This is a genomic window from Kitasatospora sp. CB01950 (assembly GCF_001905465.1).
In the GTDB taxonomy this organism is placed as follows: domain Bacteria; phylum Actinomycetota; class Actinomycetes; order Streptomycetales; family Streptomycetaceae; genus Kitasatospora.
Genome location: NZ_LISX01000006.1, coordinates 184,065 through 209,913 on the forward strand (window position 1 = coordinate 184,065; position 25,849 = coordinate 209,913).

A 25,849-nucleotide genomic window follows, 5' to 3' on the forward strand; every position below is an offset into this window, starting at 1 on the left:
CCAACCACCTGACAGCGAAGCCGACTTCACCCGACCGCCTCCCGCCTCACCGCCCCGGCCACCCACTCCCGGCAACCGAAGCCCCGCCACCCCACCACCACCCCGAGCCCAACCATCCGACCGCGCAGCCGACTTCAACCCGCCCGAACCCCGCCCGACGGCCACCCCGCTCGCCACCTCGCACCCCTCCGCCCTCACGGCACGTACGCCTCGTCGGCCGCGGCGAGCTCCACCGGCTCCGGCCCCGGCGCCGCCGCGCCCGCCAGTGTCACGCCGCCCGCCACCAGTACCCGTCCGTCCGCCAGTTCCACGGCCGCGAAGTCGAAGCGGCCGGTACCCAGGCGTCCGGTGGCCGTCCAAGTGCCCGCCGCCGGGTCGAAGGCCACCGCGTCGCGGAAACCGGCGTCGAAGCCCGGCCCACCGCTCCCGCCCACCACCAGCACCGACCCGGACCGCAACGCCACACAGCGGTGCCCGCGCCGGCCGCCGCCGGGCATCGGGGCCACGGCCGTCCAGGTGCCCGTCGCCGGGTCGTAGACCTCGGCCGTGGCGAGGCTGCGCGGGTCGTAGGCACCACCACCGGCCACCGCACCGCTGCCACCGGCCACCGCACCGCTGCCACCGCCCACCGCGTCGCCGCCGGTGACGAGGACCCGCCCGTCGGCCAGCAGCACCGCCTGGTGCCCCTTGCGCGCGGTCAGCAGGCTTCCCGTCGGGGTCCACGTACCGGCCGCCGGGTCGTACAGCTCGCAGTGCGCGAGCGCGGCGTCCGGCCCGCCGGTGGTCAGCGCGCCGCCGACGACCAGCACCCGCCCGTCGGCCAGCAGCACCGCCCGGTGCCCGGTCCGCACGTCGGTCATCGTCGGCCCGGCGCTCCAGCCCCCGGCCGCAGGATCGCGCACCTCGACGGTCGCCAGCGTCCGCCCGTCCGCGCCGGTACCGCCGGTCACCAGCAGCCGCCCGTCCCCCAGCACCGTGGCCGCGTGCCCGTACCGGGCGGCCGTCAACGAGCCGGCGCCCGACCACGTCCCGGGCGCGGGGTCGAAGACCTCCGCCGAGCCGAGAGCAGCCCCGGCCCCGGAGCGGCCCCCGACCACCACCACCCGTCCGTCTGCGAGCCGACTGCTGCTGTGCCCCGACCGGGCGGTGCCCAGCGGCGGCGCAGCCGTCCAGACCGCGGCGACCGGGTCGAACAGCGCGGCGGTCGCCACCCCGGCGCCGGACACGTCCGCTCCGCCGGCCACCAGGACCTTCCCGCTCCCCAGCCGCACCGCCTCGACGTCCCGGGCAGGCGTCGGAAGGCCGCCGACCGCGCCCCAGGCCCCCGACACCGCCGGCGACCCGATCGACTCCTCCGCCGGGATGACGTGCAACTGCCCGGCCAGCGCGCCGTCCCGGGCCACCCAGTCGGCGAGCGCGTCCTCCGCGGTGGCCCGGCTGCGGAAGGTCGCCGACGCGAGGCCGCCCGGCGGGTGCGCCTGGACGTTGTTGCGGATGTTCGCGACCACGAAGCGCCGGTCGGTGAGCTGCACCGTCTGCGAGGGCGGGAACGGCTGCCGCAGCTGCGACTCCCGCTGCGAGATCGGCGAGCGGCTGGTGCTGCTCCCCTGCAGCAGCTGGTTGAACAGGGCGGGGCTGACGTCGTGGAAGCGCTGCGGGGTGTCGGCGGTCCGTGCCGTCATCGGCACCACCCGCCGTGCGGCGGCGGCCGTCGCCGGCATCCCGCTGTCGATGATGTGCAGTTCGTAGCGGGCGCTCCGCCGCACCACCCTGGGCGACAGCAACGTCCCGGCGGCGGCGGTGAGTTCGAGGCCGGAGTCCTGGCTCTCGTACGCGGGCCGGGACAGCTTGGCGGCGTCGTCCATGTCCTGGAACTGCGCCATGGCGAACTTCTCGCCGGTGACGGAGACCCGGGTGAGCCCGCTGTCCGGCGCGGGCGCGATCGCGAACCGCTTTCCGTCGCTGGGCCGTTGGGCGCCGATCCGGTCGACGCGGACGTCCAGCGGAACGGCCCGCTGGCGGACGAAGAGGGTGCCGAGCGGGTGCAGCACCAGCTGGTCGGTCGCGGGCAGGTGCCGGAGGGTGACCAGCGGGTTGAAGCCGCCCGAGGGCAGCTGCGTCTGCCAGCCCTCGATCTTCCCGAACTCCCCTGCCAGCAGAGGCAGTACCGCCACCGGTGGCAGCGTGGTGTTGTGTTCCTCGCCCCAGCTGATGTCGAAGTCGGCGGAGATCTCGAAGAACAGCAGCGAGATGGAGCCGCGTCCGTGCGCCCGCCACGGCGCGGGGCCTTCGAGGGCGAAGCGCAGGTCGATGCCGAACACGCCGACACCGAAGGCCTTCAGGGTGACGCCGGCGGAGATCTCGATGGTGAACGCGAACGGCGAGAAGCGGAACAGCGCGTCGAAGGAGAGGTGGCCCTCGATGCCGAACCCGCCGAAGCCGAGGCGCAGTTCGGCTGCCGCGCCGAACTGGACGGTGTTGCTGGTGACGGCGAAGTACCCGGAGACCCGGATCAGTTGGCCGGGCCGGTTGAGGATGTCCACCGAGAGCCGCTTGGGCACCGGGAAGGGCAGCGGCGGCGGCTTGAAGGACGGGTGGAATCCGCCGACGGTGAGCACGAAGTCCGGGTTGTCGCCCCAGGCGACGAGCAGGCCCATTCCGCCGTCGATGGTCATGAACAGCACGTGCGAGTCGAAGAGTTCGGCGAAGAACCAGAGCCGCGACTTGTCGACCTCCAGCGCGCCCACGAAGTCCACCTGGAGCGCCAGCAGCGGCAGGTCCTGGCTGGGCAGGAGGCACTGCAGCACGCCGAGGACGGCGATGTCCCCGGGCGGGATCTCGATGACGACGCCGAGCGAGACGCTGACCAGGGTGGGCGTCCCCCAGCCGATCTTCGCCATCGGCCCGATCAGGAACCGGCCCTGCTCGGGCGGGAAGAACCGGGCCAGGTCGGAGAGGATCCGGGGGGCGTTGGCGATGACGTCCTTGGGGAACATCACCGACTGCACGGAGCCGTTCCGCACGCCCTCCGCGAGGGCCTGCAGGTTCATCGACCGGTTCAGTCCGATCAGTCCGCCGACGGCCAACAGCGTGAAGCCGTAGCCGAGTTGGATGCCGGTGGGCCCGAAGTCGGTGGTGATGACGATCAGCAGCGAGAAGCCGTCGCTGCCGTCGGGCATCCGGGTGCTGATCAGGCCGATCGCCTTGAGTTCGACCAGTCCGGAGAACTCCAGGTCGAGCGCGCCCGCGTACTCGCCGCGGTCCGGGTCGAAGGACAGGAACCCGCCGCCCTTGACGGCCCCGGCGTCCACCTGGAGGCCGACGCCCTTGGGCGGCCGGAAGCCGAACGACAGGTCGACCGGGCCGAGGTTGCCGCTGCCGTCGGAGCGGAACGCCAGCTCGGCATTGATCCCGACCTGCTCCACCACGGCGGTGACCGGCCCGAGTTGGGCGCGGAAGGAGGCGCCGAGGCCGATCGGCAGCCCGTCCGCGGAGGGCGCGGCGGTGATGGTCAGGCCCTGGATCTCCAGCGGGCCGAGTTCCAGGTGCGCGGGGAGCTGGATCTCCAGGTTGGAGGTGCCGCGGAAGTAGAACCCCTGCCGGTAGGAGACGCCGACGGTGAGGTCCGCACCGAGGGTGAACCCGTCGGCGGGCAGCACGGCGGCGACGAAGCCGTCCGCGCCGTTCGGCGAGAGGACGAACTCCAGCCCCTCCAGGCCGAATTCGGCGAAGAAGTCGACGGCGTCCTTGACCAGCCGCACGCCGCCCGCGCCGGAGATCCGCTGGAGCTGGAGCCGCGTCCCGCCGGCCTCGCCGAACAGGATGCGCGGCTGGTCGGTGGGCCCGAACCGGTCGGCCTGGACGTCGATCGAGCCCTTGGCGTGCACCGGCGCGGAGGCGGACTCGAAGCCCAGCACCATGTCGATGCCCTGCCCGGGCCGCACCAGCAGCGCCACGCCGCCCTGCAGGTCGAGGTCGCCGCGGATGGTGACGGCGATGTCCGGCCCGAGCTCGAACCGGAACCCCTGGACGCCGGTGAACGAGGGCAGCAGCGCCAGCCCGGGCAGCGCCCCGTCGGCGGCGGGCAGCGGCAGCAGCCGGACGGCGGCGTGCATCTCGGTCGACGGCTGGACGCGCTGGAACAGCACGGCGGTGAGCGTCCGAGGCCGGGGCCCGAACGGGTCCACCGGCGCACCCTGGACGGCGGCCGCGGTCGACGGCGCGACCCGCGGCGTGTCGACGTTGGCGCCGAGGCTGTGCAGCAGGTTGTCGAGCTGCGAGAGCAGCGCGGGCTGGTCGAACGCGTCGGTGCCCCACCCGAAGGCGTCCTTCAGCACCTGCGCCGGGTCGGCGAGCGCCCGCGGCAGGTCGCCGAGGTCGAGCGCGAGGTGCACGTACGGCGGCCGGTTCCCGACGGGCGGCGCGTACCCGGCCTTCACCACGCCGAGGCTGCGCAGCACGAAGCCGAGGTTCGAGTGGTAGCGCTGCAGGTAGGTGACGATCAGGAAGTCGAGGAGCTGGCCGGGGAACACCGTCAGGAAGCCGTCGGCGCGCAGCGTGTCGGGGATGGCCGAGGCCGGCGCGTCGGCGATCGCCCGGATGCCCGCGATCAGTGCCTGCACGGCGCCGAGGGCCCGCTTGACGTCGTCCGGGGAGAAGGACGTCGTCGCGGAGGCCCCGCCGTCTCCGACCGTGCCGTCGACGTTCAGGCCGCCGTCGCCGAGCAGCGTGTGCAGGCTGTCGTAGAGCGTCTCGACGGCGTTGCGCAGGTCGACGAAGGGCTGCGGGATCGCCGTGACCGTCCAGCCGAGGCGGCGCAGCAGTGCGGTGAACGCGGCGGGGGTGGCCAGTCCGTCGCGCAGCGGCAGCAGGGCCTGGCCGACCTCGGCGAGGATCCGTTCGAAGGTACCCGGCTCACTCATGCTTCCTTCTCTCCGCCTTGGACTCCGGGTAGAACTTCCGGTCGAGGAGCGCGTGGAAGCTGGGGTCGACCCGGTTGACGATCAGCCAGGCGCAGACGTGGCAGAAGTCCGTCTCCAGGCGCATCTTGCAGCGGCCGGTCGGCCGGTAGTGGGCGCCGGCGAAGGTCGCGGCGCCCTCGAAGATCCCGATGGTGCGGGCGGACTTGCAGGGGGCGCTGAAGTCCGGGATGTCGACGGGGTTGTCCTCGTTCGGGTTGGTGTTGTCGTGGTCGGGGTCCTGGTTCAGCGGACTGCGGTTGGTCTGGAGGAAGGTGAGCACTTCCGGCTCGACCAGCAGGAGCGGCTGGTGCTGCTTGTCCTTCAGCGGGACGAAGGCGATCGAGCCCTTCACGAACGTCGGGAACGGGGCGCTGCCGGCCCGGGTGAGGATGATCGCGCCCTCGCCCGGCAGCACCTGGCCGACGATCAGCCCTTCCAGGTAGTGGTGGTCGGCGTCGATGACCGGCGGGAGCTGTCGGCCGCCGGGCGCGATGCCGAAGCTGCGCAGCCGCACCTCGGAGAAGAGCGTCTTGGCCTGCTGCCACTCCGCCAGGTTCCGGGTGCCGACGGAGAGTTTGATGCCCTGGACGGGGCTGGTCACGTTGGTCGAGTCGGCGAGCAGGACGGCGGCGGTGCTGATCCGGGGCAGTTGGAACCACTTCACCTTGCCCGGGTCGATGTGCCGGTCCGGCGCGGCCGCGACCCGCAGGAAGCCGAGCCGGGAGACGTTGTCCCCGTCCAGGTCGCCGGGCTGGTCCTCGTCGGGGCCGCCGTCGCCGCGGAACTCCTCGTACTCGTCGAGCAGGTTGAAGCTGTGGCCGAACTCGTGCGAGACGGTGTGGACGACCTCGTCGAAGTTCGGCCGGATGTCGGGCGGGTCGCGGCGCAGTTCCCGCTTGTCCGTCGCGTTGGCGTAGACGTAGGGCAGTCCGAGGACGGCGTTGACGGTCTGGGCGGTCACCGTCCGGACGTTGAAGTTGGTGCCGCCGTCCATGTCGTCGTTGGCGATCAGCGCGATCAGGCCCCGGCTGGGCTGGAACTGCTGGTCGTCGGGCTGCCACACGGTGCCGACGGCCGCCGTCGAGCCGGTGATCTTCAGGCTGCGGACGTACCGCAGCAGGGTGTTGGCCGGGTTGAGCTCGCTCGGGTTCATGTACAGCTCGGGCGGGTGCCGGCGCGGGTCGAGGGTGAGGTTGCGGTCGGACCTGGTCCGGTAGAACTCGTACACCCGGGCGACGAAGGCCTTGACCACCGGGTCGCCGACGGCGTCGGCGGCGTCGGGCCTGGCCGCCGGGCCGGTGCCCGAGAACCGGTCGGCGGGGCGGCCGCCGAGGCGGAGGCCGAAGAAGGTGTCACGGGCGTGCAGGATGCCGACCGACTGGTGCTGCTTCCAGGAGTTGATCAGGTCGTCGTCGATCTTCGCCGGGTCGATGTCGAGGTCCTGGGCCTGCCAGGTGGCCACCAGGCCGGTCCGCCCGTCGCCGCGCATCGGCAGTCCGACCCGGCGGACCAGCTCCTCCAGGGTGTACCGCGGGCCGCCGCCGATCGAGCCGGTCGGGATCGGGAAGCCGGTGCCCTTCGCCTGGCCCGCCTCGATCCGTTCCGTCCCGGCCGCGACCCGGTATCCGCAGGTGAGGGTGTGCTGTTGGGAGGCGGTGAAGGACTTGAAGGCGTTGAAGCTGCCGCGCAGCATGCCGTACGGCTCGTGCGCGGGTTTCTCGAACAGCTCGTGGATGGCCCGGGAGACGATCTCGTCGAACCTGGCGCGGTCCTGGTCGCGGAAGCCCTCGGCGAGGAACAGCACGTTGTGCCGGTCGGTGAGGGCCGCCGGGTCGCCGCCGCCCATCTCCCAGCTCAGCGCGTGGTCGGCGGCGTAGTCGACCACCCACACGTTCAGCAGTTGCGCGCCGCCCAGGCCGGGGAACAGCCCGGAGAGCACCCACGGCGTGCCGGGCTGGGTGGGCAGCACGCCCCGCAGCCGGCCGGTGGGCGACACGGCGAGCTGCCGGGCGTCGGCCGGCACCAGCTGGACGTACCCGTGGCCGGTGATGTCGCCGATCAGGTCCGTCCCGGCGCCGGCGTCGTCGCTGAACTTGGCGTACAGCGACGGCTGGGCGTGCGCGACGGCGGTGTCGAGCGCGGTGGTGATCGAGTCGTTGCCGAACCACCAGCCGACCACCGAGCGGTGCACCTGGAGCCTGCCGACCATGTACTGGTTCCCGGTGTGCGCCTGGAAGAGGAAGACGCCGGGGGTGGTGGCCGTGATCCGCCCGGTGGCGCTGTCGTAGGTCGGCAGCCCTTCGAAGCGGTGGCCCTTGCCGTTGAACGGGGCGAAGAACTCGAACGCGCACTGCGCGGGCGGCACCGGGGTGACAGTGAACCCGTTCGTCGCAGGCACCGCCTCCTCGCGGGCGGCGAGCGTGACGGTGAGCGGCGGCGTGCCGGTGAGCGCGACGTGCAGGTCGCAGTGCGGGAGGAGCAGCAGGTCGGGGCTGGCGACGGCCATCGGAGGCCTCCTGTCGGATGCTCCGCCACCCTACTGAGCAGGCCCGGCCATTTCGCCCGAAACGCCACGTCAATGCCACGAACGGGTCATTCCGCCCGGGCGACCATCGGATGATCTGCCGCACAAGGGAGTTGAGGCGTTCTCACCAGAGCGCCCGCAGGCCGCGCGGGCTGCGGGTGGTGCCGCCGAGCCGCCATTCGACGGGGGCGCCCGGGTCGGCGAGGCGCAGCCCGGGCAGCCGGCCGGCGAGGTGCTGCAGGGCGGTGCGGAGCTGGGTGCGGGCCAGCCAGGTGCCCAGGCAGTAGTGCGGTCCGGCGCCGAAGGCCAGGGTGGGGGCGGGCAGCGGGGCGAGCGGGTCGCCGGACAGGCCGTCGGGGAAGACCGCAGGGTCCCGGTTGGCGCTGCCGAGGCAGATCGCGACCGTCTCGCCGGCGGGGACGCGCACCTCGCCGACCTCGGCGTCCTGGACGGCCTGCCGGGTGGTGAACTCGTCGTCGCCGAGCTGGATGTGGTGCAGCAGCCACTCGGTGGCGTGCTGCGCCTGCCCGTCCCCGGCGAGCCGGGGCCAGAGTTCGGGCCGCTCGCCGAGCAGGTACAGCAGGGAGTTGGCCAGGACGGCGGCCACGCTGTCGCTGCCGCTGGCGGCCAACCCGCCGACCAGGAAGGTCAGTTGCTCCTGAGGGATGCCTCCTTCCCGGTCGGCGGCCTGCACCAGGCGGCTCACCACGTCCTCGCCCGGCCGACTGCGGCGCTCGGCCAGCAGGCCGGCCGCGAACTCCGTGAACTCCCGCTGGTCTGCGGCGACTTGGCCGTCCTGCTCGGCGCCGTCGGCGGTCAGGCAGGCCGCCCACCGCCGCATCTGCCCGTACTCCAGGCCGTCCAGGCCCATCAGGCGCTCCGCGACGGCGAACGGCAGGACGGCGGTGAAGTCGGCGACCAGGTCGGCCGGCGGCCCGGCCTCGACGAGGTCGTCCAGCAGCCGGCCGACCACCGTCTCCACCCAGGGCCGCCACTGCGCGACGGCCCGGGGCGTGAACGCGCCCTGCACGGTGCGCCGCAGCCGCTGGTGGCCGGCGCCGTTCTGGTTGTAGAGCGAGGACGGGTCGGTGGACACGTTGAGCGCGGCGCCCTCCTTCTGCTCGCCGTCCTCGGCGCGCACGAACCGCGGGTCGGTGAGCACCTGGCGCACGTCGTGGTAGCCGGTCACCAGCCAGGCGGAGGTGCCGTCCCGCAGGACGCCCCGGCGCGGCGGCGCGGCTTCGGGGAGGGCCAGGGCGTGCAGCGGCGGGAGCTGGGCGATCGGGGCGGGCATGGCACCTCCACGGCGGCGGTGCGCGCCGGCGGTCGGAGAAGGGCAGGGAAGTACCGGTTACGCTACCTGACTGACCATCAGATTTCTTTCAGCCGCGCCATGTCGGTTCCGTGGCGAGTGCACGCCGTCCGGTTAGCATCGACTCCCGTTCAGTTCGGTGACGATTCATCCGGAGGGCCGTGCAGTGAGCCCGGAAAAATCTGTCGGTCCGATGGTCGGACTATTACCTTTTCTGCGGTATTCCGCCTATCCGGTTCTGCTCCTCTCCGTGCCCGCGGCGGCCGCGGCGACCCTCCATGAGCACTGGGACATCGGCCGCGTTCTCGTCCTCCACCAGATCGGCGTCATCGGCTACCTCTGGGCCCTCGAACGCCTCGTCCCCCACCGGCGCGAATGGCACCCCGACGGGCGCGAACTCCGCTGCTACGGCATCTACTTCGCCCTGACGATGGTGGGCGGCGCGATCGGCCAGCTGCTGGTGGCGGCCCTGGTCGCCCGACTGGCGCCGCCGCACCCGACGCTCTCCCTGCGCACCGAGATCCCGCTGGCCCTGCTCTCCGGTTCGCTGGCGAAGTACCTCTTTCACCGCTGGTCCCACCACCAGCCGTGGCTGTGGCGACTGCACGGCGTCCACCACGGCCTGGACAAGGTGAACGTCACCAACAACGGGGTCAATCACCTGCTCGACGTCCTACTGGGACAGGCCGTCGTCCAACTGGCACTGGCCTGGCTCGGCTTCTCCCGGGAATCGGTATTCTGCGCCACCCTGTTCGTCGTCGCGCAGGGATATTTCGTGCACGCCAACATCGACGTCCGAATCGGCCGGCTGAACCACCTTCTCGGCAGCCCGGAACAGCATCGGCTGCACCACAGCACCGACCTCGCCGAATCCGGCCACTACGGCGCGGACCTCGCGATCTGGGACCACATCTTCGGCAGCTTCACCTGGCGCCCCGGGAAGGTCCCGGCGGCGGTCGGGCTGAGCGACCCCGACAGCTTCCCGCCCACCACCAGCGTGCTCGCCAGCCTGCTGCACCCCTGGCGTCCCGCTGCCGACGCCACCACCGGATCCTCCAGCTGACCCGGTCCTTGCCCACCGCCCACCCCGTCCCGGCCCCGGGGCGCCACGACACACGGATCGGACAATGACGGACTCGCCACACGACACCCAGGACCGGATCGCGATCATCGGCATCGGCTGCCGGTTTCCCGGCGGCGTCCGCGACCACCGGAGCTTCTGGCGCAACCTGATCGAGGGCCGCGACTGCATCGTGCCGACCCCGGCCGACCGCTACGACACCGCCACCCTCGGCAGCCGGGACCGCGCGAAACCGGGCCGCCTGATCGGCGGACGCGGCGGATACATCGACGGCATCGACGAGTTCGACCCGGAGTTCTTCGGCATCAGCCCGCGCGAGGCCGAGCACATGGACCCGCAGCAGCGCAAACTGCTGGAGGTCGCCTGGGAGGCGCTGGAGGACGGCGGCCAGCTGCCCAGCCGGCTCGCCGGACGCGAAGTCGGCGTCTACGTCGGCGCGTTCACCCTGGACTACAAGATCCTCCAGTTCGCCGACCTGACGTTCGACACCATCGCCGCGCACACCGCGACCGGCACCATGATGACGATGGTGTCGAACCGCATCTCGCACTGCTTCGACTTCCGCGGCCCCAGCGTCTCGATCGACACCGCCTGCAGCTCGTCCCTGGTCGCACTGCACCTGGCCCGCCAGAGCCTGCTCCGCGGCGAGACCGAACTCGCCCTGGCCGGCGGCACCTTGCTGCACCTGGCGCCGCAGTACACGATCGCCGAGACCAAGGGCGGCTTCCTGTCCGCCGAGGGCCGCTCGCGCGCCTTCGACGCCACCGCCGACGGCTACGTCCGCGCCGAGGGCGTCGGCGTGGTGGCGCTCAAGCGCCTCTCCGACGCGCTGCGCGACGGCGACCCGATCCACGCGGTGGTGCTCGGCTCCGGCGTCAACCAGGACGGCCGCACCGACGGCATCACCGTGCCCAACCCGGACGCCCAGGTCACCCTGGTCCGCCGGGTCTGCTCGGAGGCGGGCATCGCGCCGGGCAGCCTGCAGTACGTGGAGGCGCACGGCACCTCCACCCCGGTCGGCGACCCGATCGAGGCGAAGGCGCTGGGACGGGTCCTCGCCGACGGCCGGCAGCCGGGCGACCGCTGCTACGTCGGCTCGGTCAAGACCAACATCGGGCACACCGAGGCCGCCGCCGGCATCGCCGGGCTGATCAAGACGGTGCTCGCGCTCAAGCACCGCCGGATCCCGCCGCACATCAACCTGGAGCGGCCCACCGACGCCGTCGACTGGGCCGCGCTGCCGTTCGAGGTCCCGACCCGCGCGGTGGACTGGCCCGCGCACACCGGCCCGGCCCGCGCGGGCGTCAACTCCTTCGGCTTCGGCGGCACCAACGCCCACGTGCTGCTGGAGGAGGCCCCGGTCCGCCCGGCCGCCGCCCCGCCCGCGCGGGTGCCCGCCTGCACCGTCCTGCCGCTCAGCACCCGCGACCCGGCCGGGCTGCCCGAACTCGCCGCCGGCGTCCGGCAGGAGCTCGCCGCCGCCGACGGCCCGTCGCCGGCCGACCTCGGCCACACCCTGGCGCACCGCCGCGAGCACCACGAGCACCGGCTGTCCGTGGTCTACCGGCCGGATTCGCCCGAGTCGCTGGACGAGGCGCTCGCCGCCCACGCGAAGGGCGAGCCGCACCCCCGGGTGCTGACCGGCCGCAGCCAGGACCGCGCCCAGCGCCGCCTGGTGTGGGTGTTCACCGGCATGGGCCCGCAGTGGTGGGGCATGGGCCGCGGCCTGCTGGAGACCGAGCCGGTCTACCGCGCGGCCGTGGAGCGCTGCGACGCCGAGATCCGCCGCCAGGCCGGCTGGTCGCTGCTGGAGGAGATGGGCCGCCCCGAGGCCGAGTCGCGGATGGCCGAGACCTGGCTCGCGCAGCCCGCCAACTTCGCCGTGCAGATCGGCCTGGCCGCCCTGTGGCGCAGCTACGGGGTGCGCCCCGACGCCGTCGTCGGGCACTCCACCGGCGAGGCCGCCGCCTTCCACGAGGCCGGGGTGCACGACCTCGCCGACGCGGTCACCGTGATGCTGCACCGCAGCCGCCTCCAGCACCGGCTGGCCGGCACCGGCGCGATGCTCGCCGTCGGCCTGACCGAGGTGGCGGCCGCCCGCCGCATCCGCCCCTGGCAGGACCGGGTGTCGGTGGCCGCCGTCAACAGCCCGTCCTCCGTGACGCTCTCCGGCGACCGCGACGTCCTCGGGCAGCTCGCCGCGGAACTCGAACGCGAGCAGGTCTTCGCCCGCTTCCTGCCCGTCCAGGTGCCGTACCACAGCGTGCGGATGGACCCGATCCGGGACGAACTGCTCGACGCGCTGGCCGACTTGAAGCCGCGCCCGGCCGACGTCCCGCTGTACCTGACGGCCCGCGAGGGCCGCGCGCAGGGCACCGAGCTGGACGCCGACTACTGGTGGCGCAACGTCCGCGAGGCGGTGCGGTTCCGCGACGCCGTGGACCTGCTGGTCGACGACGGCCACCAGCTGTTCCTGGAGATCGGCCCGCACCCCGTCCTCGGCCACGCGATCCGCGAGTGCCTGGACGCCCGGGACACCGCGGGCTGGACGGTGCCGTCGATCCGCCGCGAGGAGGACGAGCCCGAACGCATCGCCCGGTCGCTGGCCGAACTGCACAACCTGGGCGTCGAGTTGGACTGGCTCACGCTGCAGCCGGGCGGCGCCACGGTGCCGCTGCCGGGCTACCCGTTCAAGCGCGACCGGTACTGGGTGGAGCCCGCGCCGGTGCAGCAGGTCCGGCTCGGGCGGCTCGACCACCCGCTGCTGGGCCGCCGCACCGCGAACGTCCGGCCCACCTGGGAGGTCCAGCTCGACCTGGAGCGGCTGCCCTACCTGGCCGACCACCGGATCGAGGACGCCGCGGTGTTCCCGGCGGCCGGCTACCTGGAGATGGCCGTGCAGGCGGTGCGGGCGCAGACCGGCGCCGACCGGGCGGTGCTGGCCGACATCGAACTGGCCAAGGCGCTGTTCCTCTCCGAGTCGCAGCCGCCGACCGTCCAACTGGGCTTCGACTCCGACGGCGTGACGTTCTCGATCGCCTCCGTCGGCGCCGAGCGCACCGTCCACGCGACCGGCGTGGTCCGCACCGACCAGCGCCGCGGCTCCGGCCCCGCGCCCGACCTGGAGGCGGTCCGGGCCCGCGCCCGGCGGCGGCTCGCGGGGGCCGACTGCTACCGGGAGCTCGCCGAGCTCGGCTACGGGTACGGCCCGGCGTTCCAGCGCATCGAGGAGGTCTGGATCGGGCCCGGGGAGGCGCTGGCGCGGATCAGCCCGGCCGACGACCCGCGCCCGGTGGACGCGGACGCCGCGCACGTCCACCCGACCCTGCTGGACGCCTGCTTCCAGGCCCTGCTGACGCCCCAGCTCCTCGACCGGGAGGAGCAGTCCCACGGCATCCGACTGCCCCTGTCGATCGCCGAGGTCGGCCTCGACCGGATCGCCGACCGGCCGTTCTGGGTGCACGCGACCGTCACCGCCGAGGACGGCGACGAGCTGATCGGCGACCTCGCCCTGCACGCCGATGACGGCGCCCTGCTGGGCCGCGTCACCGGCTTCCGGGCGGCCGGCGTCGAGGGCGCCGCGGCCTCCGTGGGCCTGGCCGCCATCGACGGCTGGCTGGCCGAACCCACCTGGATCGACCGGGAGTTGGAGGCCCCCGAAGCTCCGGCGCCGGAGCGGCTGGTGGTGCTCGCCGACGCGGGCGGCCTCGCCGAGGAGCTCGCCGCGCAGGTCCGCGGGCGCGGCGGCCGCTGCCACCTGGTCCGCCCCGGCACCGAGTACCGGTACGGCGAGGACGCCTCGACCGTCCGCCCCGGCGAGGCCGCCGACCTGCGCAAGCTGTTCGACGAACTCGACGAGGACTTCGCCACCGTCCTGCACCTGTGGAACCTGGATCTGCCGGCCCTGGACGCCGCCGACCGCGAGCAGTTGGAGCAGTGCGGCACCCGCGGCGGCTGGTCGCTGATCACCCTCGCCCAGGTGCTGCCCGCCGCCCGGCCGAACGGCCGGCTGCACATCGTCACCCGCGGCGTCCAGGCCGTCGTCGCGGGCGACCCGGTGGAGCCGCTGGGCGCACCCGCCTGGGGCATCGGACGGGTCCTGTGGCAGCAGGAACTCGTCGCCCAGCGCGGCAAGTTGATCGACCTGGGGCCGGTGCCCGAGCACCGTGAGGAGGCCGCCGCGCTGCTGCGGGAGCTGGCGGTCGCCGACGTGGAGGAGGTCGCGCTCCGCGGCGCGCTGCGCCGCACCTGTGTGCTGCGCCGGCCCGCCGACCTGACCAGGCCGCTGCCGCTGCGGCTGCGCGCCGACGGCAGCTACCTGGTGACGGGCGCGTTCGGCGCCCTCGGCCGGCTGCTGTGCCGCACGCTGGTCAAGCGGGGCGCGCGCCGGCTGATCCTGGTCGGGCGCACCGCGCTGCCCGCCCGTGAGCAGTGGGCCGAGGTCGACCCCGGCTCCCCGGCGGGCCGCCGGGTGGCGTTCCTGCGCGAACTGGAGGCGCTGGGCGCACACCCCGTCCCGGTGCCGCTGGACATCACCGACGAGGCCGCCCTCGGCAGCTGGCTGGCCGACCACCGGCGTCGCCAACTCCCGCCCGTGCGAGGGGTGTTCCACCTCGCCGGGCAGGTCAGGGACGCGCTGGTGCCGGAGCTGGAGCGGGAGGTGTTCGACGCGGCGTGGGAGCCGAAGGTGCTCGGCGCGCACATCCTGCACCGGCAGCTGCGCGAGGAGCCGCTCGACCACTTCGTGCTGTTCGCGTCCATCGCCTCGCTGCTGACCACCGCCGGGCAGACCAACTACGCGGCGGGCAACGCCTTCCTGGACGCGCTGGCGCACCACCGCCGGGCGCTCGGGCTGCCCGCGCTCAGCATCGACTGGGGGCCCTGGGCGACCGGCATGATCGAGGAGCTCGGGCTGGTGGGGCACTACCGCGAGGCACGCGGCATGAGTTCGCTGCCGCCGGCGGCGGGCATGGCCGTGCTGGAGCGGGTGATCGGCCAGGACCGGGCGCAGCTGCTGGTCGCCACCGTCGTCGACTGGCCGGTGTTCCAGGCGTGGTACGCCTCGCCGCCGGCGCTGGTGGCCGAGCTGGCGGCGGCCGCCGAGACGCCGCAGAGCGCGCCGACGGGCGGTTTCGCGGCCGCGTTCCGGGCCGCCGCCCCGGAGGCGCGCCGGCCGCTGGTGGCCGAGCGTTTCACCGAGCTGGTGGCGCACGTGCTGCGGGCCAAGCCGGAGCGGATCGACCCGGCGGCGGGCCTGAACAGCCTCGGCCTGGACTCGCTGCTCGCGATGGAGCTGCGCGCCCGCGTCCACGCCGAACTGGGCGTCGCGCTGCCGGTCGTGACGCTGCTGAGCGGCGATCCGCTGGACGAGCTGATCGGGCGGGTGCACACCGGCCTGCTGGAGTCGGCGGCCGACGGGCCGGTGCCGGAGGCGGAGGTGGAGGCGCACACCGACGAGGACCGCTACCCGCTGACGCACAACCAGAAGGCACTGTGGTTCCTCAAGCACCTCAACCCGGACGCCTTCGCGTACAACATCGGCGGCGCCGTCGAGATCCGCACCGAACTCGACCCGGAGCTGATGTTCGACGCCTTCCGGGTGCTGCTGGAGCGCCACCCCTGCCTGCGGGCCAACTTCGTGCTGGAGGACGGGCAGGCCGTCCAGACCATCTCGCCCGACGCGCGCCCGGACACCGGCTGGTTCGACGTCCAGGACCGCCCGTGGGACGAGATCCACGACATGATCGTCCAGGAGTACCGCAAGCCGTACGACCTGGAGAGGGACCCACTGGTGCGGCTGCGGCTGTTCAAGCGCGGGCCGGACCGCTGGGTGATCATGAAGGCGGTGCACCACATCGTCTCCGACGCGATCTCCACCTTCACCTTCATCGACGAGCTGTTCACCCTGTACGAGGGCCGGCGGCACGGCCGCCCGGTGGAGCTTCCGCCGGTGCCCTCCCGCTACCTCGACTTCCTCAACTGGCAGAACCGGCTGCTCGCCGGGCCGGACGCGGGCCGGATGCTGGAGTACTGGCGCGCCCACCTGCCGGCCGAGACGCCGGTGCTGGGCCTGCCCACCGACAAGCCCCGCCCGTCCGTGCAGACCCACAACGGGGCGTCCGAGTTCTTCCGGCTGGACGATGAACTCAGCTCCCGGGTACAGGAGTTGGCACGCGAGCACGACGTCACGCCGTTCATGGTGCTGCTCAGCGCGTACTACCTGCTGCTGCACCGCTACTCCGGGCAGGACGACATCATCGTCGGCAGCCCCGTCACCGGCCGCACCCGCGAGGAGTTCGGCTCGGTGTACGGCTACTTCGTCAACCCACTGCCGCTGCACGTCGGGCTGGCCGACCGGCCGACGGTGGCCGGCCTGCTGGCGCGGGTCCGCGACACCGTGCTGGGCGGCCTGGACAACCAGGAGTACCCGTTCGTGCTGCTGGTCGAGCAGCTCGGGCTGCAGCGCGACCCGAGCCGCTCGGCGGTCTTCCAGGCGATGTTCATCCTGCTCACCCACAAGGTCGCCACCGACAAGTACGGCTACCACCTGGACTACATCGAACTCCCGGAGGAGGAGGGGCAGTTCGACATCACGCTGTCCAGTTACCAGGACCGTGCGGACAACTGCTACCACTGCGTCTTCAAGTACAACACCGACCTGTTCGAGCCCGCGACGATGAAGCGGATGGCCGGGCACTACCGCAACCTGCTGGACGCCCTCACCCGCGCCCCCGGCGAGCAGCCCGCGGACCGGCTGCCGCTGCTCGACGCCGAGGAGCAGCGCCGGCTGCTGGAGCAGTGGAGCGGCGCGGGCCGCACCGAGCCCGCCGAAGCGCCGGTGCACGAGCTGATCGCCCGGGTCGCCGCCGAGCGGCCCGAGGACGTCGCCGTGACCCTGCCCGCCGCCGACGGCACCGCCCGCCGGCTGAGCTACGGCGAGCTCGACCGCCGCAGCCGCCGGGCCGCCGGGCAGCTGCGCGAACTCGGCGTCCGGCCGGGCTCGGTGGTGGCGCTCTGCCTCGACAAGTCGCCCGAGCTGATCGTCGCCCTGCTGGCGGTGCTCCGCGCCGGCGGCGCCTACCTGCCGCTGGACCCGGAGCACCCGGTCGACCGGCTCGCCTACCTGACGTCCAACGCCGACGCGGCGCTGCTGCTCACCGACCGCCCCCGGCCCGACCTGGCCGAGCTCGCCCCCCAGGTGCTGACCGTCGACGAACTCGACCGCTCCCCCGGCAGCCGGGACCCCGAGAGCGCCGTCGGCCTGGACGCGGCCGCGTACGTCATCCACACCTCCGGCTCCACCGGCCGCCCCAAGGCCGTCCGCGTCACCCACCGCAACCTGGCCTCGGTGTACGCCGGTTGGCGCTCCGAGTACCGCCTGGACAGCGAGGTCCGGGTGCACCTCCAGATGGCCGCCCAGTCCTTCGACGTCTTCACCGGCGACGTGGTGCGCGCCCTGTGCTCCGGCGGCAACCTGGTGCTGGTCGACCGCGACCTGCTGTTCGACACCGCCCGGCTCCACCGGACGATGGTGCAGGAGCGCGTCGACTGCGCCGAGTTCGTCCCGGCGGTCGCCCGCGGCCTGCTCGCGCACTGCGAACGCGAGGGCCACCGGCTGGAGTTCATGCGCCTGCTGATCGTCGGCTCGGACGCCTGGAAGGTCGAGGAGCACCGCCGCCTGCACGCGCTGTGCGGCCCCGGCACCCGGCTGGTCAACTCCTACGGGCTGACCGAGGCGACCATCGACAGCGCCTGGTTCGAGGGCCCGGCCGAGGGCATGGAGCCCGGCCGGATGGTGCCGATCGGGCGGCCGTTCCCGAACAGCGCGCTGTACGTGCTGGACGCGCACGGCGAGCCCGTGCCGCCCGGCGTGGCCGGCGAGCTGTGGGTCGGCGGTGCCGGGGTGGCCGACTGCTACGTCGGCGACCCGGAGCAGACCGCCGAGCGCTTCACCCACCGCACCCTCGACGGCCGGGAGGTCCGCCTGTACCGCACCGGCGACCTGGCCCACTGGGCGGCCGACGGCACGGTGCGGCTGCTCGGGCGGGCCGACAACCAGGTCAAGGTGCGCGGCCACCGCATCGAGCCCGGCGAGATCGAGACCCAGCTCGCCGCGCTGCCCGGCGTCGCCCAGTGCGCGGTGACGGTCCGCCAGGTCGACGACGGCGGCGGCGTGCTGTGCGCCTACTACGTCCCCGAGCGGGGCGCCGAGCTCGACCCGCGCGCGCTGCGCCGGCACCTCGCCGACCGGCTGCCCGCGTACATGACGCCCTCGCACCTCACCGAGCTGCCCGCGCTGCCGCTGACCCCGAACGGCAAGGTGGACACCGCCGCGCTGCCCTCGCCCCGGTTCGACCCGGGCGACGGCGAACCCGAACCGCCGACGACGCTGTTCGAGCTGCGGATGGCCGAGCACTGGAAGTCCCTGCTCGGGGTGGAGGCGGTCGGCCTGCAGCACGACTTCTTCGAGGCGGGCGGCAGCTCGATCAAGCTGATCGAGCTGATCCACCACCTGCGGGCCGAATTCAACGTCTCCATCCCGGTCAGCCTGCTGTTCGAGTCCACCACGCTGCGCGGCATGGCCCGGACGCTGGAACACGTCATCACCGGCCGGATCGCCGGCGCCCAGCCGTACCTGAGCTTCAACGCCGAGGACGGCGCGGGCGGGACGGTGTTCTGCTTCCCGCCGGCCGGCGGTCACGGCCTGGTGTACCGGCAGATCGCGGCGCACCTGCCGGAGTACCGGTTCGTCGCGTTCAACTACCTGACCGGGGACGACAAGGTGGCGCGCTACGCCGACCTGATCGAGTCGTTCCCGGAGCAGGGCCCGTACACCCTGCTCGGATACTCGCTCGGCGGCAACCTCGCCTTCGAGGTGGCCAAGGAGCTGGAGCGCCGCTCGCACCAGGTGCCGCACGTGCTGATCGTGGACTCCTACCGGATCACCGAGGCGTTCGACCTCCGGCCCGAGCACCTCGACGCCTTCGAGCGGGAGCTGCGCGAGCACCTGCTGCGGCACACCGGGTCCGACCTGGTCGCCGAGGAGACCCTCAGCCAGGCCCGGGAGTACCTGCACTTCTGCAGCCGCACCCCGAACCTCGGCTCCGTCCGCAGCCTGATCTCGGTGATCTCCGACCAGGAGAAGGCGCCGTTCTACGCGGTCGGCAACCAGGGCACCTGGCACGGCAGTTCGACCACCCGGACGACGGTGTTCCGCGGCTTCGGCAGTCACGCCGAGATGCTCGACCGGGACTTCGCCGCCCGCAACGCCGAGCTGACCCGCGGCATCCTGACGGGAGGTGCGACCGGTGCCGCAGAGTGAGGACGGACCCCGGGTCATCGTCATCGGGGCCGGGCTCGGCGGGCTCGCCACCGGCTGCTACGGCCAGATGAGCGGGATGCGGACCAGGATCTTCGAGAAGCACGTCCTGCCGGGCGGCTGCTGCACCGCCTGGTCCCGCCAGGGCTACCTGTTCGACTACTGCATCGACTGGCTGATCGGCACCGCCCCCGGCAACGACGCCAACCGGATCTGGCGCGAACTCGGCGCCCTGGACGGCAAGACCATCACCAACTTCGAGCTGTTCAACCGGGTCGTCGACCAGCACGGCCGGGAGGTGAGCTTCTACAACGACCCCGACCGGCTGGAGCGCCACCTGCTGGAGCTCTCGCCCGCCGACGCCGCGCCGATCCGCGCGTTCTGCCGGGACCTGCGGCGCTTCGCCACGCTCGACCTGCACCCGTTCCTCAAGCCGTCCGCGCTCAAGACGCCCCGGGAGAAGCTCGCCACGGCGCGGGCGCTGCTGCCCTCGTTCCGGCTGCTGTGGCGGACGGCCGCGACCCCGCTCAACACCTTCGCCGACCGCTTCCAGGACCCGCTGCTGCGCCAGGCGTTCCGCAACATCCTCTTCCAGGACCCGGACGGCTTCCCGCTGCTGCCCTACCTGTACAGCATGGCCGCCGCCCGCAACCTCAACGCCGGTTTCCCGCAAGGGGGTTCGCTCGGCCTGGCGCGCTCGGTCGAGCACCGCTACACCTCGCTGGGCGGCCGGATCGACTACCGCGCCCGGGTCGAGCGGGTGCTGGTCGAGGACGGCCGCGCGATCGGCGTGGAGCTCAAGAACGGCGAGCGGCACTACGCCGACCACGTGGTCTCCGCCGCCGACGGCCGGACCACCATCTACCGCCTGCTGGAAGGGCGTTACACCGGCCCGCGGATCGACCGGCTCTACCAGGAGGTGCTGCACCAGCCGGGCACGCTGTTCCCCGCGGTGGTCTCGGTCTTCCTCGGCATCGACGGCGAACTCGACGCCGACGACCCGCACTGCACCACGTACCTGCTGCCCGACGAGCAGGCCGCCGAGCTGCCCGGCGTGCTCCAGGGCAGCCTGGTGGTGCAGCAGCGCTCGCGCTACTCGGACGGCTTCGCCCCGCCCGGCAAGTCGGTGATCCACTGCACGTACTTCAGCGACTACGACTACTGGAAGGCGCTGCGCGGCCGGGACCGCAAGGAGTACCGGGCGCACAAGCAGCGCGCCGCGGACGTCGTCCGGGCCTTCCTGGAGCGGCGCCACCCGGGCCTCGGCGCGCGGATCGACCTGATCGAGGTCGCCACCCCGGCCACCATGGAGCGCTACACCGGCAACAGCTACGGCAGCATCCTGGCCTGGAAGGCGTTCTCCGGCGCCGACGACCTGGTCACCAAGCTGATCAACCGGGACCGGATGCGGCTGCCCGGGCTGAGCGGCTTCTCGATGGCCGGCCACTGGGCCAGCCTCGGCGGCCTGATCCGCGCGGCCTCCAGCGGACGGTTCGCCGTCCAGTACCTGTGCGAGGAACTGGGCCTGGAGTTCCGGGCCTGGGAGAGCGAGGACCAGGACCCGTGGCACCCCGGCAAGCTCGGACACCTGCCCCAACTCGCCCGCTGGAGCACGTCGGCATGACGGAACGCAGAGAGACCATGATCGTCATCGGCGCGGGCCTGGGCGGACTGTCCACCGGCTGCTACGCGCAGATGAACGGCTACCGCAGCACGATCGTCGAGATGCACGAGATCCCGGGCGGCTGCTGCACCGGCTGGGACCGCGGCGACTTCACCTTCGACTGCTGCATCAGCTGGCTGCTCGGCTGCGGGCCGGGCAACGAGATGCACCAGATCTGGCTCGAACTCGGCGCGCTGCAGGGCAAGCAGATGCGCCACTTCGACGTCTTCAACATCGTCCGCACCGCCCACGGCGAGGTGTACTTCTACTCCGACCCGGACCGGCTGGAGGCGCACCTGCTCGGCATCTCCCCCGAGGACGCCAGGACGATCCGCCAGTTCTGCGCCGGCCTGCGCAAGTTCCGTGCGTGCCTGGCGAGTTACCCCTTCCTCAAGCCGGTCGGGCTGATGGGCACGGTGGAGCGGTGGCGGATGCTGGCCGGCTTCCTGCCGTACTTCAACGTGATCCGGCGCTCCATCGGCACCCTGATGACGGACTACTCGGCGAAGTTCCGCCACCCGCTGCTGAAGGAGGCGTTCAACTACATCCTGTACGAGCGCCACCCGGCCTTCCCGGTGCTGCCGTTCTACTTCCAACTCGCCTGCCACGCCGACCTTTCCGCGGGTGTCCCCGAGGGCGGCTCGCTGGGCCTGGCCCACTCGATCGAGCAGCGCTACCGGCGGCTCGGCGGCGAGGTGCACTACAACGCCAAGGTGACGGAGGTGATCGTCGAGGAGGACCGGGCGGTCGGCGTGCGGCTCAGCGACGGGCGCGAGCTGCGCGCCGACATCGTGGTCTCGGCCGCCGACGGGCGCACCACCTTGATGGACTTCCTCAAGGGGCGCTATCTCGGCGACACCTACCGGGAGTTGTACACCAGCACCATCAAGCAGCCCGGCATGGTCTTCCCCGGCTACGTCACCGTCTTCCTCGGCCTGCGCCGCCCCTTCCTCGCGGGCGAGCCCTGCACCACCTACCTGCTGGACGAGGAACGGGCCGCCGCGCTGACCGGCATCCGCCACCCCAGCATCAACGTGCAGTTCCGCAGCCGGCACTACCCCGAACTGTCGCCCGCCGACTCGACGGTGGTCTACGCCAGCTACTTCTGCGACATCGCCCCCTGGCGGGCCCTGAGCAACGGCCCGGAGCAGCAGAGCCGGATGCGCCGCGGCGAGGAGCTGCACACCCTGCCCACCGGGCGCGGCCGCGCCTACCAGACCGCCAAGCGCCAGGCTCGGGACACCATCGTGGACTTCCTCGACCAGCGCTACCCGGGCCTGAAGTCGGCCGTGGCGGTCAAGGACGTCTCCACCCCGCTCACCCAGGTCCGCTACACCGGCAACTACGACGGCACGGTGCTCGGCTGGCAGCCGTTCGTCACCAGCGGCGAGACGCTGGAGGAGGAGATGAAGCGCAACGGCCCGACCCTGCCGGGCCTGCGGAACTTCTACCTGTCCGGGGTGTGGGCGACCACCGGCGGCCTGATCCGGGCCGCCGCGGCCGGCCGCCACGTCATGCAGTTCATCTGCCGCGACGACGCGCGGGAGTTCCGGGCCGAGATCGACCGCAACGCGCCGCCGCCCACCCATCTCGTCGTTCCCGTAGGCCGTTGAGGAGAGCAGCACTGTGCAGATCGCCAAGTGGGTCGTCCAGGAACACCTCGACGGAGTGCCCGACGTCGACCGGGTGTACCGGAAGGTGGTCGAGGAGGTCGAAGTCGCCCTCGGGGACGAGGAGATGCTGTTCCGCACCCGCTACCTCTCGCTCGACCCGTACCTCCAGGGCATCACCCTCGACACCCCGCTCGGCGACCTGATGGGCGGCGACGCCGTCATGGAGGTGCTGGCGGCCGGACCGCGTGCCCGGTTCGCGGTCGGCGACCTGGTGCAGGGCTACGGCGGGTGGTGCACCCACCTGATCGGCACCGGGGAGGCCCGGCCGTGGCAGACCGGGACCTTCCCGATGATCTTCCCGGAGTACCGGCGGCTCGACCCCGCGCACTACGACGAGGCACTGCCGGTGAGCACCGCGCTGGGCATCCTCGGCAGCCCGGGCATGACCGCCTGGGGCACGCTGACCAAGTTCATGACCGTCCGCCCCGGTCACACCGTGCTGATCAGCGGCGCGACCGGCGCGGTCGGCTCGCTGTTCGGGCAGCTCGCGGTGCGGGCCGGGGCCCGCGTCCTCGGCACCACCAGCTCCGAGCAGAAGGCCGACTACCTGGCCGACCTGGGCATCGAGCCGCTGGTCTACCGGCACGGCGACGACCCCGAGCTGGTCGGCGAGCTGCTGGGCAAGGCCGCGCCCGACGGCATCGACCGGTACCTCGACAACCTCGGCGGGGCCGTCACCGACGCGGCGTTCGCCCTGCTGAACGTGCACAGCGAGGTCGCGGTGTGCTGGCAGTGGGCCACCCAGGTCGGCAACGACCACACCGGGCCCCGGCTGCTGCCGTACATCCTGTTCCCGCGCACCACCATCCGCGGCATCTTCGCGCCCGAGTGGTTCACCGAGCCCAACTGGGCGGCGCTCCGCGAGGAGGTCGGCGGCCTGGTCCGCAGCGGGGAGATCTTCTACCGGCAGACCGTCCACCGCGGCTTCGACGCCGTCCCCACCGCCTACCGCAGCCTGTTCGGCACCGACCGCTCCCGCAACCGGGGCAAGGTCGTCGTCGAGCTCTGAGCCGTACCGACCGACGTGTGCAACCGACAGGAGTAACCGTGCGACCGTCCCGGAAGTTCGGACAGGTCATCACTCGGGGCCCGACCCCCGGGGACACCGCGCTGCCGCCCGCCCTGCCCTACCCCGACGGCTGGGCGGCGCTCGCGTTCGGCGCGGAGCTCCGGCCCGGCACCGTGCTGACCCGTCAACTCGCCGGGGAGGACGTGGTGCTGTACCGGCAGCGCGACGGCCGCATCCGCGCGATCCGCCCGTACTGCCCGCACCTGGGCGCCCACCTCGGCCTCGCCGAACTCGACGGCAACGACCTGGTCTGCCCGTTCCACCGCTTCGCCTTCGGCCCCGACGGCCGCTGCGTGCGCACCGGCTACGGCACCCCGCCGCCCAAGGCCGCGCTGACGCAGCTGCCGGTGCGCGAGGTCAACGACGCCGTCTTCGTCTGGCGGCACCACGACGGCCGCGAACCGGACTGGGAGATCCCCGCCTGGCACACCCTCGGGAACCTGCCCGCCCGGCACGCCGCCTGGGAGATGGCCGGCTACGCGCAGGACGTCATGGAGAACGCCGTGGACGTCGGGCACTTCCAGACCCTGCACGGCTGGTCGCAGGGCGAACTCGCGGCGCCCGTCTCCTTCGACGGCGTCACCTTCCACGTCTCGATGCGCGTCCAGGAGCAGTTCCCGCTGATCGGACGGCGGCAGGTCGACATCGAGGTCGACGGCTACGGCCTCAGCTGCCTGCACACCGACATCCACACGCCCGCGCTCGGTCTGAAGATGTGCTCGCTGGTGATGGCCGCCATGACCGCGCCGGGCCGGATGCAGTTCCGGCAGGCCAGCCGCTTCCTGGTGACCGAGCCGGCCAGTCTGCCGCCGGGCCTGGCGCGGGCGGTGAGCCGGTCGGTGACCCGGCTGCTGGCCGGGCCGATGTTCAGGTTCAGCTGCGAGTTCACCGCCGCGGACTTCCCGATCTGGTCGACCAAGCAGTACCTGGCCCGGCCGCGGCTGGCGTCCGGGGACGGCCCGATCGGCCCGTTCCGGCGCTGGTCGCGGCAGTTCTACCCGCCGGTCTCCACCGGGCCGCTCCCGCTGCCCGCCACGCCGCTCGCCCCCGTCGCCCCCGTCGTTCCCGTCACCCCCGCCGTTTCCGTCACCCCCGCCGTTTCCGTCGTTCCCGTCGTTCCCGAAGGAGGACACCAGAATGGCCAGACCACCCGAACCGGGCACGCCCGCCCCTGACTTCGCCCTGCCCGGCCTGCACTTCGACGGCGAGACCGCGCACCGCCGCGAGTACCGCCTCTCCGACGCCAAGGGCAGCCCGCTGGTGCTGGCCTTCTACCCCGGCGACGACACGCCGGTCTGCACCCGCCAACTCTGCTCGTACAACAGCGAGTTGGATCGGTTCGTCGGGATCGGCGCGACCGTCTGGTGCATCAGCGGCCAGGACCTCGACAGCCACGAACGCTTCGCCCGCCGCCGCGGACTGCGGCTGCCGCTGCTCACCGACGCGGGCGAGGCCGTCGCCAAGGCCTACGGCATCACCGCCCCGGGAATCGGCCTGCGCCGTTCCGTCTTCGTCCTCGACGCCGGCGGGGCCGTGCACTGGCGGCACGTGGCGCTGGCCGGTCTGACGTTTCGGCGACCCGACACGCTGCTCGAACAGCTCGCCCGGCTCAACTCCTCTCCGGCGGCGCGAAACTGAACACCTGGCTTCCGTCCGGCCCGCCCGGCGACGCCCGTCCGCCTTCGCGGGTGTTCCAAACGCGAGATGGATCACGGTCGGCGTTCACCCGCCGTTACGTGCCGGCGGTTAGCTTGGTCCCCGTCCGCCGCCGATCCGCGCGGCGGGCGGGTCGCAGGAGGGGGCATCGGATGAACGGAACCATGCGGAAGTCGGCCAAGGGCGCCGTCGCGATCGCCGCGGCCGCGGTGGCCGTGCTCGGCGCGACCGGCACCGCCTCGGCGAACACCACCCAGGGTCTGCTGGGCGGCCAGAGCCTCAACATCGGGGACTCGGTGGTCAGCAACAACAGCGGCAGCACCTGGTTCGAGCTGACGCTGCAGTCGGACGGCAACCTCGTCGAGTACCGCTGGGACGGGGGCAGCCGCCGGGCGTGCTGGGCGACGAACACCAGCGGGTCGGCCGCGCACCACGCCACCTACCAGACGGACGGCAACTTCGTGCTGTACACCCAGTCGGGGTCGGCGCTCTGGTCGTCGAGCTCCTCGGGCACGGCGGTCATCACCGTCAGCATCAACTCCAGCGGCTACCTGTACGTCGGGCAGAAGAAGATCACCAACGGCTGCTGAC

11 protein-coding genes are annotated in these 25,849 nt (G+C 72.8%); 8 read left to right on the top strand and 3 right to left on the bottom strand.

Annotated features, from left to right (window positions below; all coding sequences use genetic code 11):
- Positions 1-194 precede the first annotated feature (194 nt).
- The 3 genes from AMK19_RS17695 to AMK19_RS17705 all read right to left on the bottom strand — a co-directional run bounded on the left by AMK19_RS17695 (position 195) and on the right by AMK19_RS17705 (position 8,779).
- Positions 195-4,922 carry a DUF6603 domain-containing protein gene (locus AMK19_RS17695; RefSeq protein ID WP_073812779.1) on the bottom strand — a complete coding sequence of 1,576 codons (4,728 nt, stop codon included), beginning with the start codon at positions 4,920-4,922 and terminating at the stop codon, positions 195-197.
- The gene (locus tag AMK19_RS17700) at positions 4,915-7,467 is read right to left on the bottom strand and encodes a M64 family metallopeptidase (protein ID WP_073812781.1); all 2,553 of its coding nucleotides are present in this window, start codon (positions 7,465-7,467) and stop codon (positions 4,915-4,917) included. Before AMK19_RS17700 ends, AMK19_RS17695 begins: the two co-directional genes overlap by 8 nt.
- A gap of 142 nt (positions 7,468-7,609) precedes the next feature.
- Entirely contained in the window at positions 7,610-8,779 is a 1,170-nt protein-coding gene (locus AMK19_RS17705; RefSeq protein ID WP_073812782.1) for a cytochrome P450, read from the bottom strand.
- Between the two features lie 268 nt (positions 8,780-9,047).
- On the opposite strand from AMK19_RS17705, the gene AMK19_RS17710 reads away from it, so the two are divergent.
- The 8 genes from AMK19_RS17710 (at position 9,048) to AMK19_RS17745 (ending at position 25,848) form a co-directional block, all read left to right on the top strand.
- Complete coding sequence (locus AMK19_RS17710) at positions 9,048-9,860, top strand: sterol desaturase family protein (RefSeq protein WP_443135018.1); 813 nt, start codon at positions 9,048-9,050, stop codon at positions 9,858-9,860.
- A 64-nt stretch (positions 9,861-9,924) separates the two neighbouring features.
- Positions 9,925-19,200 (top strand): hybrid non-ribosomal peptide synthetase/type I polyketide synthase, encoded by a 9,276-nt coding sequence (locus tag AMK19_RS17715; protein WP_073812785.1) that lies wholly within the window; start codon positions 9,925-9,927, stop codon positions 19,198-19,200.
- On the top strand, positions 19,187-20,821 hold the full coding sequence (locus tag AMK19_RS17720; protein WP_241844453.1) for a phytoene desaturase family protein: 1,635 nt from the start codon (positions 19,187-19,189) through the stop codon (positions 20,819-20,821). The genes AMK19_RS17715 and AMK19_RS17720 overlap by 14 nt, the downstream gene beginning before the upstream one ends.
- A gap of 17 nt (positions 20,822-20,838) precedes the next feature.
- Positions 20,839-22,473, top strand: a complete 1,635-nt coding sequence (locus tag AMK19_RS17725) for a phytoene desaturase family protein (protein ID WP_073812788.1) — start codon at positions 20,839-20,841, stop codon at positions 22,471-22,473.
- Positions 22,474-22,486: 13 nt separating this feature from the next.
- Positions 22,487-23,542 carry an MDR family NADP-dependent oxidoreductase gene (locus AMK19_RS17730; RefSeq protein ID WP_073812790.1) on the top strand — a complete coding sequence of 352 codons (1,056 nt, stop codon included), beginning with the start codon at positions 22,487-22,489 and terminating at the stop codon, positions 23,540-23,542.
- A gap of 38 nt (positions 23,543-23,580) precedes the next feature.
- Positions 23,581-24,777: a Rieske 2Fe-2S domain-containing protein gene (locus AMK19_RS17735; protein WP_073812791.1), complete on the top strand. Its 1,197-nt coding sequence runs from the start codon at positions 23,581-23,583 to the stop codon at positions 24,775-24,777.
- Positions 24,740-25,240 (top strand): peroxiredoxin, encoded by a 501-nt coding sequence (locus AMK19_RS17740; protein WP_073812793.1) that lies wholly within the window; start codon positions 24,740-24,742, stop codon positions 25,238-25,240. Before AMK19_RS17735 ends, AMK19_RS17740 begins: the two co-directional genes overlap by 38 nt.
- A 170-nt stretch (positions 25,241-25,410) precedes the next feature.
- Positions 25,411-25,848 carry a hypothetical protein gene (locus AMK19_RS17745; protein ID WP_073812794.1) on the top strand — a complete coding sequence of 146 codons (438 nt, stop codon included), beginning with the start codon at positions 25,411-25,413 and terminating at the stop codon, positions 25,846-25,848.
- Position 25,849: the final 1 nt, after the last annotated feature.

Excerpts from the sequence above, each read along its gene's own strand:
- AMK19_RS17695 (WP_073812779.1), bottom strand. The coding sequence starts at position 4,922 with ATGAGTGAGCCGGGTACCTTCGAACGGATCCTCGCCGAGGTCGGCCAG.
- AMK19_RS17745 (WP_073812794.1), top strand. The coding sequence starts at position 25,411 with ATGAACGGAACCATGCGGAAGTCGGCCAAGGGCGCCGTCGCGATCGCC.
- AMK19_RS17740 (WP_073812793.1), top strand. The coding sequence starts at position 24,740 with ATGGCCAGACCACCCGAACCGGGCACGCCCGCCCCTGACTTCGCCCTG.
- AMK19_RS17705 (WP_073812782.1), bottom strand. The coding sequence starts at position 8,779 with ATGCCCGCCCCGATCGCCCAGCTCCCGCCGCTGCACGCCCTGGCCCTC.
- AMK19_RS17715 (WP_073812785.1), top strand. The coding sequence starts at position 9,925 with ATGACGGACTCGCCACACGACACCCAGGACCGGATCGCGATCATCGGC.
- AMK19_RS17725 (WP_073812788.1), top strand. The coding sequence starts at position 20,839 with ATGATCGTCATCGGCGCGGGCCTGGGCGGACTGTCCACCGGCTGCTAC.
- AMK19_RS17700 (WP_073812781.1), bottom strand. The coding sequence starts at position 7,467 with ATGGCCGTCGCCAGCCCCGACCTGCTGCTCCTCCCGCACTGCGACCTG.